The organism is Paraburkholderia sp. J41 (genome assembly GCF_905220235.1).
Lineage (GTDB): Bacteria > Pseudomonadota > Gammaproteobacteria > Burkholderiales > Burkholderiaceae > Paraburkholderia.
In genome coordinates this window covers 189,008-199,059 of the sequence record NZ_CAJMZE010000012.1, presented here as the reverse complement: position 1 = coordinate 199,059, position 10,052 = coordinate 189,008, and the positions used below count along the sequence as shown (strand labels likewise).

13 protein-coding genes are annotated in these 10,052 nt (G+C 66.4%); 9 read left to right on the top strand and 4 right to left on the bottom strand.

Annotated elements, in window-relative coordinates:
• Positions 1 to 233: 233 nt before the first annotated feature.
• A complete protein-coding gene (locus U5805_RS15350; protein WP_322104328.1) occupies positions 234 to 575 on the bottom strand; it encodes a BON domain-containing protein in 342 nt (113 codons plus the stop codon).
• A 373-nt stretch (positions 576 to 948) separates the two neighbouring features.
• On the opposite strand from U5805_RS15350, the gene U5805_RS15345 reads away from it, so the two are divergent.
• Positions 949 to 2,466 carry an RNA polymerase factor sigma-54 gene (locus U5805_RS15345; protein ID WP_322104327.1) on the top strand — a complete coding sequence of 506 codons (1,518 nt, stop codon included), beginning with the start codon at positions 949 to 951 and terminating at the stop codon, positions 2,464 to 2,466.
• A gap of 122 nt (positions 2,467 to 2,588) precedes the next feature.
• Here the strand turns inward: U5805_RS15345 and U5805_RS31820 are convergent, their stop codons facing one another.
• Complete coding sequence (locus U5805_RS31820; RefSeq protein WP_415914605.1) at positions 2,589 to 2,843, bottom strand: darcynin family protein; 255 nt, start codon at positions 2,841 to 2,843, stop codon at positions 2,589 to 2,591.
• 231 nt (positions 2,844 to 3,074) lie between these two features.
• Here U5805_RS31820 and U5805_RS15335 point away from each other — a divergent pair, with 231 nt between their 5' ends.
• On the top strand, positions 3,075 to 3,710 hold the full coding sequence (locus U5805_RS15335) for a TetR/AcrR family transcriptional regulator (protein ID WP_322104325.1): 636 nt from the start codon (positions 3,075 to 3,077) through the stop codon (positions 3,708 to 3,710).
• A gap of 49 nt (positions 3,711 to 3,759) precedes the next feature.
• Here the strand turns inward: U5805_RS15335 and U5805_RS15330 are convergent, their stop codons facing one another.
• Positions 3,760 to 4,608 carry a DUF72 domain-containing protein gene (locus U5805_RS15330; RefSeq protein WP_322104324.1) on the bottom strand — a complete coding sequence of 283 codons (849 nt, stop codon included), beginning with the start codon at positions 4,606 to 4,608 and terminating at the stop codon, positions 3,760 to 3,762.
• A gap of 218 nt (positions 4,609 to 4,826) precedes the next feature.
• On the opposite strand from U5805_RS15330, the gene U5805_RS15325 reads away from it, so the two are divergent.
• Both U5805_RS15325 and U5805_RS15320 read left to right on the top strand, forming a co-directional pair.
• Complete coding sequence (locus U5805_RS15325; protein ID WP_322104323.1) at positions 4,827 to 5,240, top strand: transposase; 414 nt, start codon at positions 4,827 to 4,829, stop codon at positions 5,238 to 5,240.
• Between the two features lie 169 nt (positions 5,241 to 5,409).
• Complete coding sequence (locus U5805_RS15320; RefSeq protein WP_322104322.1) at positions 5,410 to 6,378, top strand: acetyltransferase; 969 nt, start codon at positions 5,410 to 5,412, stop codon at positions 6,376 to 6,378.
• 101 nt (positions 6,379 to 6,479) lie between these two features.
• Here U5805_RS15320 and U5805_RS15315 read toward each other — a convergent pair whose 3' ends face one another.
• Positions 6,480 to 6,797, bottom strand: a complete 318-nt coding sequence (locus U5805_RS15315) for a hypothetical protein (RefSeq protein ID WP_322104321.1) — start codon at positions 6,795 to 6,797, stop codon at positions 6,480 to 6,482.
• Between U5805_RS15315 and U5805_RS15310 the strand changes: the two genes are divergently transcribed.
• The 5 genes from U5805_RS15310 to U5805_RS15290 all read left to right on the top strand — a co-directional run bounded on the left by U5805_RS15310 (position 6,769) and on the right by U5805_RS15290 (position 9,930).
• Positions 6,769 to 7,755: a zinc-dependent alcohol dehydrogenase family protein gene (locus tag U5805_RS15310; protein WP_322104320.1), complete on the top strand. Its 987-nt coding sequence runs from the start codon at positions 6,769 to 6,771 to the stop codon at positions 7,753 to 7,755. The genes U5805_RS15315 and U5805_RS15310 overlap by 29 nt on opposite strands.
• Positions 7,756 to 7,888: 133 nt before the next feature.
• Positions 7,889 to 8,350 (top strand): universal stress protein, encoded by a 462-nt coding sequence (locus U5805_RS15305; protein ID WP_322104319.1) that lies wholly within the window; start codon positions 7,889 to 7,891, stop codon positions 8,348 to 8,350.
• A gap of 345 nt (positions 8,351 to 8,695) precedes the next feature.
• Positions 8,696 to 9,181, top strand: coding sequence for a hypothetical protein (locus U5805_RS15300; protein WP_322104318.1), 486 nt, complete (start codon positions 8,696 to 8,698; stop codon positions 9,179 to 9,181).
• A 239-nt stretch (positions 9,182 to 9,420) separates the two neighbouring features.
• Entirely contained in the window at positions 9,421 to 9,645 is a 225-nt protein-coding gene (locus tag U5805_RS15295; RefSeq protein WP_322104317.1) for a hypothetical protein, read from the top strand.
• Positions 9,646 to 9,768: 123 nt separating this feature from the next.
• On the top strand, positions 9,769 to 9,930 hold the full coding sequence (locus tag U5805_RS15290) for a hypothetical protein (protein ID WP_322104316.1): 162 nt from the start codon (positions 9,769 to 9,771) through the stop codon (positions 9,928 to 9,930).
• The last annotated feature ends 122 nt before the right edge of the window (positions 9,931 to 10,052 follow it).

Here is a 10,052-nt window from a genome sequence, read left to right as displayed (position 1 = left end):
GGGCGGAAAAATTCTTTCCGCCCGCGTTTTTATGTTTCGGCGTATGAGCCGAGGGTAAGTCGCAAGTGCGCCGCAAATGAGCCGCGCCTGAAGTCATTCGCGCACAGTGCGCGCGGCTCGCGCAGCGAGATTTCGCTTAACCGGGAAAACGAAGTCTCACCACGCGAATCGCGCGTTCGTTGCGCGCACGGCTCGACGACAGCCCGCGTGCGGCCTACGCGCTGCTTGCGGCCTTAGCTGCCGGCAGCGACCTTCAGGTGATTCTTCACCGAGGCCACGCCCGTCACGCCTTCCACGACTTGCTTGGCGTTGTCGCGGTCTTCGGCGCTCGGCACCGTGCCCGTCAGCGAAACGACGCCGTTACGCGTCTTGACGTGAATGTGCGTCGACTTGACGTTCTTCGCGCCGAGCAGTTCGGCCTTCACCTTCGTCGTGATCGTCGCGTCGTCAACGTGCTGGCCGACCGTTTCCGAACTGCCCGAGGGCGTGTCCGTCGTGGTTTGGGCACCCGCGAGAAGTGCGAACGTCATGCAGGCTGCGCCGGCGGCGGTCTTGATGAGCTGGATGCGCTTCATGGCAACTCCCTTCCTTGGTTGTGGTGTCCCCCATTCAGCAATGTCCGTGCCGCGTCCCGCCGAATCGCCCTTTCGTCTGCACTGAAAGTGCGTGGAAAGATAGCGAACAAGCCCGTCCGGCAAGGGAAAGTGACGGATCGGCGCCTCTCGGCGCGGCGCAGGAGCCGCCTGTTGCCGCCATCGCCGACGTACCCGGGCAGCGCCGCCGCGATTTTGCCGAATGTTTGTAAAAACCACCCTCGCGGGGTCGGAGAGAACCCCGCCGATTCGTCGCCGCAAACGCCGATCCCGTTTTAAAACATGGCTTTGTCAGCCCTGGCATGGGTGTTGCATTAAGACTGCGACCAACCAATTCATCAAGACCGGGATCGCCATGCCTTCCATCGCATTACAAGCGCGCCAACACCTGGCGCTTACGCCGCGCCTTCAGCAGGCGGTGCGACTGCTGCAACTGTCGTCCCTCGAATTCCAGCAGGAATTGCGCGAGGCACTCGACACCAACCCGTTCCTCGAATTGACGCCGGGGGCGGAAGCCGGCGAAGGCGCCGAAGCGGGCGATGGCGCCGCCGGCATCGGTGCCGGCTCGACCGCCGCCGTCGAAGCGCCCGCCATGGCCGGCGATGGCGCCGCCGACGCCTCGATGGACGGCATGTCGCAGGACGTGTCCCCGTACAGCGACAACTCCTACGAATCGTCCTATGACGACGGCGGCGGCTATTCGGCCGATTACCCTTCTTCGTCGATGCGCTCGTCGAGCTATCGCGGCGGCGAGGACGGCGACTCCGACGCTTCCGACTGGGTGCGCGTGCCGGTCACGCTGCGCGAGCAGTTGCACGAAGCGCTGCGCCTTTCGCCGCTCGACGACCTCGACCGCGTGGCGGCGCAAGTGGTGATCGAGGCGCTCGACGACGACGGCTACCTGCGTCAGGAACTCGCCGATCTCGCCGAAGTGGAAGGCCTCGGCGACGAATTCGACGAAGATCGGCTGCGTGTCGCGTTGCGCGTGGTGCAAACGCTCGATCGTCCCGGCATCGGCGCGCGTTCGCTTTCCGAATGCCTCTCGCTGCAACTCGAAGCCATGCCGTGGGACACGCCGAACCGCGAACTCGCGCTGCAAATCGTTTCGCAACATCTCGAACGTCTCGCGCGCCGCGAACACGGCGAACTGCAACGCCAGCTCGGTTGCGACGCGCAGGCGCTGCAAGCCGCCATCGCGCTCGTGCGCAAGCTCGATCCGAAGCCGGGCAATCACTATGGCCGCGCCGACGGCGGCTACGTGATCCCCGACGTGATCGTGCGCCAGGTGCGCGGCAAGTGGGTAGTGAGCGTGAATCCGGCCATCGAGCCGCGCGCGCGCATCCACAAGCTGTACGCCGAAATGTTCGCGCGCTCGGACCAGACGAGCCGCTCGCCGCTCGCGCAGCAGCTTCAGGAAGCGCGCTGGCTGATCCGCAACGCGCACAAGCGCTGCGAAACGATCCTGCGCGTGGGCGAATGTATCGTCGCGCGTCAGAAAGCGTTCTTCCAGTACGGCGAAATCGCGCTGCGCCCGATGCTGCTGCGCGACGTCGCCGACGAACTCGGCCTGCACGAATCGACGGTGTCGCGCGCCACGGGCAACAAGTACATGGCCACGCCGCGCGGCATCTTCGAATTCAAGCGCTTCTTCCCGCGCGAACTGGAAACGCGCACGGGCGGCACCTGTTCGGCGGCGGCCGTGCGCGCGCTCATCAAGGAGATGATCGACGCGGAAAACCCGAAGGACCCGCTTTCGGACGTCGTGCTCACGCAGGAACTCGAAAAGCAGGGCGTTCAGGTCGCGCGCCGCACGGTCACGAAGTATCGCCAGATGATGAAGCTCCCGGCTGCGGAAATGCGCCGTCAGATTTAAGGCGCTGAATGTCCGTAAAAGCAGGGCAGCGCGGCACGCGTCGAAAGGCGCGTGCCGTTTTTTTTGGGCGATGTCACGTCATGCGTGCGTCGGTTGCCGCTGAGTGGCCGCTGAGTGGCCGTTCAGTGGCCGCTCGGTGGCCGTTCAATGCCGGCCGTAGGCGTGGCCGAGCCCGGAAGAATCCCGACGATATCGAACAAGCGGTCCCAGAACGGCGTGTCGCGCAACGCGTCCGCCACGCGTTCATAAGCCCGATGATTCGCGGCTTCCCACATTGCGACGTCGGTGACGCGCGTGGCGTGGAACTCTACGTCGCAAGCGCGCAGGCGCACCGCGTCGCGATATTGCGCCAGCAGCGGTTCGGCGTGTTCGCGCAGCAGGCGCTTGCGGGCGTCGCCATCGAGCGAGAGCCATTCGCGGCGGCTTCACGAGCATGAATGCCCGTGAGTCCGGCGTCGAAGTCGGCGGCAGGCGCGGCGGTTTGTGACATGGCGGGAAATCCTCTTCGTGCGAGGGATCGGCAGGCGATGACGTGCGCTTGCGAGGCGCAGCCGCCAGCCGGTCTAGAATACGAGCAATCACTCACATTCCCTACTCGCCTTCCCGCCATGACCTCGACGCCTCGCGGCAAGCGCCGCTCCGCCCCGATCGACGTGCGCAAGCGGCCGGTGCAGCGCCGCTCGGCGGCCACCGTCGAAGCGATTCTGGAAGCCGCGGCTCGCATTCTGGAAAGCGATGGTCTCGCCGGCTACACCACCAATGCCATCGCCGGGCGCGCGGGCGTGAGCGTCGGCTCGCTCTATCAATATTTTCCGAACCGCGACGCGCTCACGGCCGCGCTCATCGAGCGCGAAAGCGCGCCGCTGTTCGCCGCCAACGAAGCGGCCGCCGAAGCGGCGACCTGCGAAGCGGTGCTGCGCGGGCTGATAAGCGCGGCGGTGGCGCATCAGATGCAACGCCCGGAACTGGCGCGCCTGCTCGATTTCGAGGAGCGCCGCCTGCCGCTGGACGAACGCGACGCGCGCGTGGGCGAGCGCATTCACGCCACGCTGACGCGCGCCTTCGGGCTGCCCGACGCGCCGCGCGTGGACGACCGGCAAACCGCCATCCACGACGTGTTCGCCATCGTGCGCGGCATGGTCGACGCGGCGGGCGCGCGCGGCGAAACCGACGCCGCCGCGCTGGAAGCGCGCGTCACGCGCGCGGTGGTGGGATATTTGTGGCGCAGCGAACGCGGCGAGTGAATGCGCAAGGCGGGCGGCAAAAGCGGTAGGGCGACGCCCGCGCCGCGCGCTAATCCGCGTCGTGATCGGGCGTTTCGCCGAGCCGTTCGAGCAAGGCCATCGCGGCAGCCGGGTTGTGCGCCTTGTAGCCGCTGATGACGTAGAGGTACACGTCGCGGCCCGCCTTGGGCGCGGCGAGCGTTTTCGCGTGCGTGGCGAGGTCGCCGGGCGTTTCGCCGCGCGCCCAGGCGAGCGCGCGTTCGGCCCAGCGGTCGAGATCGGCATCGGTGTATCCCGCGCCGTGCGCCGGTTCGGTTCCCATGATGCGCGCGTAGACGAATGGCGCGCTCGCATCGGCGATCTGCGGATAGTCGGAATCGCCCGAAACTACAATCGCCGCCTTACGCTCGCGTGCGAGCGCGACGAATTCTGGCGTGCAAAAACTCGCGTGCCGGACTTCGAGCGCGTGACGCAATGGCCGGCCATCGGCTTCGTCGGGTAGGAGTTCGAGAAAGCGCGCGTAGTCCTCGGGATCGAAACGCTTGGTCGGCATGATCTGCCAGTTGATCGGCCCAAGCTTGTCGCGCAAATTCAGCACGCCGCCGGTCAGAAAACGCTCGATTGTCGGCCCGGCCTCCGCCAGCACGCGGCGGTTCGTCGCGAAACGCGGCGCCTTCACCGAGAACACGAAGCCGTCGGGCGTTTCGTCGTGCCAGCGCGTGAAGCTTTCCGGGCGTTGCGCGCCGTAATACGTCGAATTGATCTCGATCGTCGAAAGACGGCGGCTCGCGTATTCCAGTTCGCGGCGCTGCGCGAGACCTTCGGGATAGAACGCGCCGCGCCACGGTTCGTAGATCCAGCCGCCGATACCGACGCGAATGCGCCCGCGCCGCGCTTTTGAGGAGGAAGAGGCCGCCATCGGAGTTCCGTCGTCGAAGTCGCGATGCGGCAGTGTAACGCAAGGCGCGCGCCAGCCATGCGGAGCGCGGGAGCGGCGCGGAATGCGGAAATTAGAACGCATTCGAATCGAGTTCGATTCGCAAGCGCGTCCGGTTTTTTAAGCATCGTCCGATATTTTCTTCGGAAATGTGAGGCTAATTTAGATATGTGTCAGATAACCCTCACATGGATCATCAGATGTCTTCCCGTATTTCCCCGGAGCTGACCGATGCGCAGTGGCTCAGCATCGAACCGCTGTTTCACGAGGTTCGTGCCGAAGGCCGGCGTCGTGGGCGTCCGGCGCACCCGTCGCGCCTCGTTTTCGAAGGCGTTCTCTGGGTGCTCGCCACCAGTTCGGTTTGGTCGAAGCTGCCCGAGCATTATCCCGATTTCCGCACCTGCCATCGCCGCTTCAAGCTGTGGTTCGACGCCGGTCTCGTCCATCAGGCCATGGAGCGCCTGTACGGCGAGGAAGGTCTCGCGCTGTGCGCGGCTATGGGCGACCGCATGCAGCCCTGGCGCGCCCCGGCGGGCCGCAAGCCGCGCTTTCCGGTAGCGGGCACGTTGCGCTGGCCGGTCGTTCGTCCGTTTGCTGGGCGGCGGGTCGACTAGGCGTTCCGGCGGGCGCGAAGCGCGGCGTTTCGTCAAGCCCGGTTTGGCGGGCCGCATGAACGGGCCTTGATCGAAACGGCTTGCGCTGCCAGCAGCGCCTAGAACCTTCTGTGTATTCCGGCAACGCTGCGCCATACTGTGGCGTTCAACGTAACGGAAGTACGAAGACATGGCGCATTTCGACGTATTCAACGGCGACGCGGACGGGATCTGCGCGCTGCATCAGTTGCGGCTCGCAAGACCGCGCGAAGCGACGCTCGTCACGGGCACCAAACGCGACATCGCGCTCGTCGAGCGCGTGCCGGCCAAACCCGGCGACTCGCTCACGGTGCTCGACATTTCGTTCGACGTCAACCGGGCGGCGCTAACCCGGCTGCTCGCGAGCGACGTCACGGTCGAATACTTCGATCACCATCACTCCGGCGCCTTGCCGGTGAGCCTCAATCTCGTCGCGCATATCGACACCACGGCGCAGGTCTGCACGAGCGTGCTCGTCGACCGCCATCTGGCCGGCCGGTACCGGCCGTGGGCCATCGCCGCCGCCTGGGGCGACAACCTGCCCGATACCGCGCGCGCGCTCGCGCAGCAGGCCGGTATCGACGAAACGCAGCTCGAGCAGTTGCGCGAATTCGGCGAAGCGATCAACTACAACGCGTACGGCGATTGTGTCGACGACCTCGTGATCGCGCCGCTCGATCTCTACGCGCGCATCAAGCCTTACACCGATCCGTTTGCATTCATCGCGTCGGAGCCGGTGGTCGGGCAGCTCGCGCGCTGCCGCCACGAGGACCTCGAACTCGCGCAAACCATCACGCCGATGCTCGCGCTGCAATACGGCAGCGTGTGCGTACTGCCCGACGAACCGTGGGCGCGCCGCGTGCGCGGCGTGTTCGCCAACGCGCTCGCGAACGAAGACCCCAAGCGCGCGCACGCGGTCCTGAGCGTGAACCCCGACGGCAACTACGCCGTCAGCGTGCGCGCGCCGCTGCGCAATCCGCGCGGCGCCGACGAAGTGTGCCGCGCGTTTCCGGGCGGCAACGGCCGCGTGAGCGCGGCGGGCATCGACTGCCTGGACTCGAAACGGCTCGACGCGTTCGTGACGGCATTCGCGCGCGTGTTCGGTCGCGTGAAGGTTTAAGCGCGGGTTTAAGCGCGGACTCGAGCGCTAGACTTGCGACCGATCTCGCCGCCCGGAACGCGGCGCGCGGATGAGCGCTGTTCGCCGCCGATCCGCGCCCATCACTCGCCGGCGTTCGCCAAACGGTCTTGTCCATTCGCGTGTTCTCTGCGCCATGCCGCGTGGCGGGCGCCGCCGCGGCCGACCGCGTAACATGGCCGTTGCGGCACCTGCGGCACCTGCGGCACCTGCGACACCTGCGGCACCTGCGACACCTGCGACACCTGCGACACCTGCGACACCTGCGACACCTGCGGCACCTGCGGCACCTGCGGCACCTGCGGCACCTGCGGCACCTGCGGCACCTGCGGCACCTGCGGCACCCACGGCGCCACGGCAAGGAGGAAAGCGATGCGAGCGATGCTGTTCGACGGCGGCAATCCGCGCTTGCGCGAGGCCGAGCTGCCCGACCCGGTGGCGGGCGAAGGCCAGTTGCTTATCGACGTTCATGCGTGCGGCGTTTGCCGAACGGACCTGCACGTTGTCGACGGCGATCTCGCGCAGCCTAAAAGGCCGCTCATTCCGGGCCACGAGATCGTCGGCACCGTGGCGGCGCTCGGGCGCGGCGTGACGGGCTTCGCGCCCGGCGACCGCGTGGGCGTGCCGTGGCTCGGCCACACCTGCGGCCATTGCCGCTTTTGTACGCACGGCCGCGAAAATCTCTGCGACGCGCCCGGCTTCACCGGCTACACGATCGACGGCGGCTACGCCACGCGCACCGTCGCCGAGGCGCGCTATTGCTTTCACCTGCCGCGCCAGTACAGCGATATCGCGGCCGCGCCGCTGCTTTGCGCGGGGCTTATCGGCTATCGGTCGCTCGTGCTCGCGGGCGATGCGGCGCGCATCGGCATCTACGGTTTCGGGGCGGCCGCGCATATCGTCGCGCAGGTCGCACGGCATCAAGGGCGCACGGTTTATGCGTTCACGCGTCCCGGCGATACGGCCGCGCAGTCGTTCGCGCGGCGTCTGGGCGCGACGTGGGCCGGCGGCAGCGACGCAACTCCGCCCGAGCCGCTCGACGCCGCATTGCTGTTCGCGCCCGTCGGCGCGCTCGTGCCCGCCGCGTTGCGCGCGCTCACGAAGGGCGGCACGGTGGTGTGCGGCGGCATCCACATGAGCGACATTCCGTCGTTTCCGTATGCGTGGCTCTGGGAGGAGCGGCGCATCGTTTCGGTGGCGAATCTCACGCGCGAGGACGGCGCGGCCTTCATGGCGCTCGCCGCGCGTCACACGCTCGACGTCGAAACCACGCCGTATCCGCTCGCGCGCGCCAATGACGCGCTCGACGATCTGCGCGAAGGCCGCCTTACGGGCGCGGCGGTCCTGACGATGCGCTGACGTGTCGCACCGTTGCTTGCGCCTGCGCGCCCCAAGATGCGCCTTTTCGGTTTCCATTTTCGGTTTCGCATTTTCGGTTTCGCAGTCACGCACGCAAACGCACGCAAATGGCCGCGAGGCCGGGAGGAAAGCCATGTACAAACAGATTCTGGTGGCCGTGGACGGCAGCCGCGGCGGCCGCCGCGCGCTCGATGAAGCGGTGAAGGTTGCGCGGGCCACGGGCGCGACGATCGAGGCGTTGTGCGTTGCGCAGCATCCGGCGCGGCTCGTCGACGTCAACTCGGGTTTCGCGGAGGAACAGGCGCGGCACACGGCGGAAAGCGACGCCGTGACGGACGCGCTCGAGGAGGCGAGGCGCGTGCTCGCGCAGGCGTGCGTGGCGGGCCGCGTGCGCGTTGCCGATTCGAACGGCGAGGAAATCGCTGCCGTGATTTATCGCGTCGCGGCCGAGGAGGGCGCCGATCTCGTGGTGATGGGCACGCGCGGGCTTTCGGGGATGAAACGCCTGCTGCTCGGCAGCGTGGCCGAGTCATATCTGCGCATGGCCGACCGCCCGGTGATGCTGGTGCGCGACGGCGACCTCGCTGCAACGTGAGCGTGAGAACGTGGGCGTGGCAACAGGCACGGCAACTTGGGCGCGGCAACTGAGCGCGACAACCTGAACGGCAACCGAGCGCCAACCGAGCGCCAACCGAGCGCCAACCGAGCGCCAACCGAGCGCCAACCGAGCGCCAACCGAGCGGCAACCGAGCGGCAACCGAGCGGCAACCGAGCGACAACCGAGCGCCAACTAAGCGCACACCGCAGAGGCCTGCGCGCGCACGTGGCAATCCGTCGCAAAAATAGCGCAAACCTTCGCGCAGAATGGAGGTGCTGCGCTCGTCTTATCTCAATAATGGATGCCGGCGCGCAGCGCGTTCCTCTCAAACGGAGATCGATCATGGTTATCGCATCCCAGCCCGCGTTCGACGCGTGGCGCGCGAGTTCCACGGCCGCGTTGCGGCTCGTGCAAGGCCGTCAGCAATGGCGCGAACAATGGCTCCAATTCCAGCAGCGCCGTTTCGAGCGCGACCGCGCCGCGCTCGAAGGCATGGCCGACGTTCTGCGCGATGCGCACGACTGGAACGACTTCACGATGGCGTCGCAAACCGTCTGGCGCGACTGGTTCAACGCCAACGCCGCGCTTTGGCAGGATACGGCGGCGAATGCAGTGCAAGGTTCGCTGCTTTGGGCCGATGTCGCGCGCGACTTCTCGCAGCAATGGACCGATACGTGCGCGGGCCTGGGCGCGGCGGCGAATCCGCGTGCGGCGCGGCCCATGCGCGAATGGATGAGCGCGTTCGAGCGCGCGATGAGCGGCGAGGCGCCCAGCGCGGGCGATGCAAAGGGCGCTACGGCGAACGGCGCGGCGCGCGCCGGCGCATGAGCCCCGTTTTGACGGAGCGCGCGGCGGCGGCACGAAGCCCGTGAATTGCCGCAGCGCGAATTTACGAAAGCGTGCCGGGGCCGTTATTTCGCATTCCGAACTATCGTGCCGACGGTTTCGATAAAGCTTGCAACGGGAAGGACGCGCATCCGTAACATCGCGAAACACGGCTGTAGCGAAACTGTACGATTGGCCCGCTATGCTGGGCATCACTGTGAGTTCTGGACAGGAGAGATTCGATGCTCAGTCACCACGAACTGGCGACGCTGCTGTTGATCCGCGATGCGAACGCGCCCGTGCAAACGATCGATTCCGATTTTCTGGCTTTGCAGCATTATCGTCTGGTCGAAATGGACGACGCGGGCGGCGAAACGGCGCTGCGCCTCACCACGCGCGGGCGCGAGCTGCTGCGCCGGCTGACCCACGAGGAAGACGGCGCGCCCGAAGGATTCGGCGAAGCGTGAAGCTGTCGCGGCGGTTTCATCGCATGGGCTTCGTTACAAGCGCGTAACACAAGCTTGCGGACTCTGCGATACAGTGCTGGGTTTGGTTTCGTCACCCACTGTTATCACGCACAAATCCAGATCATGAACACCATTTTCAAGCCTGTTGCCCGTTTTCTCGCACTGGTCGGTTGCGCCGCGATGCTCGCGCCGCTCGCCGCCGTGGCCGCGCCGTATCATCACGAGGTCTGCCACGTCGAGCATCAGCATCATCATGCGGTGCGCGTTTGCCATCGCGTGCGCTGATCGGCATCGCTTTCCGGCAGCGCTGACAGCGCCTGCGCCGCACGCTCGTGCGGCTTTTTTTTGCGTCATTATTTCGGATACCGAATCAATAAGCCGCAATTCTCCCAGCATGGATTTTTGAA

What these genes read in the sequence shown, in the direction of transcription:
- U5805_RS15300 (WP_322104318.1), top strand. Translation starts at nt 8,696, where the DNA reads ATGGTTATCGCATCCCAGCCCGCGTTCGACGCGTGGCGCGCGAGTTCC.
- U5805_RS15290 (WP_322104316.1), top strand. Translation starts at nt 9,769, where the DNA reads ATGAACACCATTTTCAAGCCTGTTGCCCGTTTTCTCGCACTGGTCGGT.
- U5805_RS15325 (WP_322104323.1), top strand. Translation starts at nt 4,827, where the DNA reads ATGTCTTCCCGTATTTCCCCGGAGCTGACCGATGCGCAGTGGCTCAGC.
- U5805_RS15345 (WP_322104327.1), top strand. Translation starts at nt 949, where the DNA reads ATGCCTTCCATCGCATTACAAGCGCGCCAACACCTGGCGCTTACGCCG.
- U5805_RS15320 (WP_322104322.1), top strand. Translation starts at nt 5,410, where the DNA reads ATGGCGCATTTCGACGTATTCAACGGCGACGCGGACGGGATCTGCGCG.
- U5805_RS15330 (WP_322104324.1), bottom strand. Translation starts at nt 4,608, where the DNA reads ATGGCGGCCTCTTCCTCCTCAAAAGCGCGGCGCGGGCGCATTCGCGTC.
- U5805_RS15305 (WP_322104319.1), top strand. Translation starts at nt 7,889, where the DNA reads ATGTACAAACAGATTCTGGTGGCCGTGGACGGCAGCCGCGGCGGCCGC.
- U5805_RS15350 (WP_322104328.1), bottom strand. Translation starts at nt 575, where the DNA reads ATGAAGCGCATCCAGCTCATCAAGACCGCCGCCGGCGCAGCCTGCATG.
- U5805_RS15310 (WP_322104320.1), top strand. Translation starts at nt 6,769, where the DNA reads ATGCGAGCGATGCTGTTCGACGGCGGCAATCCGCGCTTGCGCGAGGCC.
- U5805_RS15335 (WP_322104325.1), top strand. Translation starts at nt 3,075, where the DNA reads ATGACCTCGACGCCTCGCGGCAAGCGCCGCTCCGCCCCGATCGACGTG.
- U5805_RS15295 (WP_322104317.1), top strand. Translation starts at nt 9,421, where the DNA reads ATGCTCAGTCACCACGAACTGGCGACGCTGCTGTTGATCCGCGATGCG.